This is a genomic window from Moraxella bovis (genome assembly GCF_002014975.1).
In the GTDB taxonomy this organism is placed as follows: domain Bacteria; phylum Pseudomonadota; class Gammaproteobacteria; order Pseudomonadales; family Moraxellaceae; genus Moraxella; species Moraxella bovis.
The window spans coordinates 1-732 of record NZ_MUXV01000102.1; the positions used below are offsets into that span (position 1 = coordinate 1).

A 732-nucleotide genomic window follows, 5' to 3' on the forward strand; every position below is an offset into this window, starting at 1 on the left:
CATGATAAGTTTATGAGTCACAGGTGGTCTCCAGAGCAAATCAGCAATCGTCTTAGGCTTGAGAATACAAAACACCAAATAAGTGCCAATACAATTTATCGAGCCATTTATCATGGATGGTTTGATGAAGGTGGCAGATTGGCACGTCGTAAGCTACGCCATAAAGGTAAGACAAGACATGCTAAGACTCATGATGAAAAGCGTGGTAAAATTAAGATCAGTCATGAATTATCAGAACGTCCAAAGATGGCTGATTTAAGAGAGCGGACAGGTGACATAGAGGCGGATACTGTCTTAGGTATCTCTGGTGGTCATTGTCTACTCACCTTAGTAGATAGAAAAAGCCGTTATCTGTGGTGCAGAAGATTACCTGCCAAGAGGGCAGAACATGTACAAACTGCAATGATTGATTTATTAAAGGATGTAAAAGTCCATACAATTACCCCTGATAGAGGCAAAGAGTTTGCTTATCATGAAAAAATCAGTCAGCAGTTAAATGTAGAGTTTTACTTTCCCCCACCAAGACACCCTTGGGATAGGGGAAGCAATGAAAATACCAATGGACTGCTTAGAGAATATTTCCCTAAGCATCAAGATTTAAGCAAGTGGCATGAAAGCGATATTATCAGTAAAGTAAATGAACCCAATCATAGACCCAAAAAGTGTTTAAACTGGAAAACACCTTATGAGGTTTATTTTGATGAAGTGTTGCAGTTGGTTTGATAATTCAAG

1 protein-coding gene is annotated in these 732 nt (G+C 39.1%); it reads left to right on the forward strand.

Annotated features, from left to right (window positions below; genetic code table 11):
• Positions 1–723 (forward strand): IS30 family transposase (locus B0182_RS13705; RefSeq protein WP_078275439.1); only part of this gene is annotated, 723 nt, incomplete at its 5' end.
• Positions 724–732 lie beyond the last annotated feature (9 nt).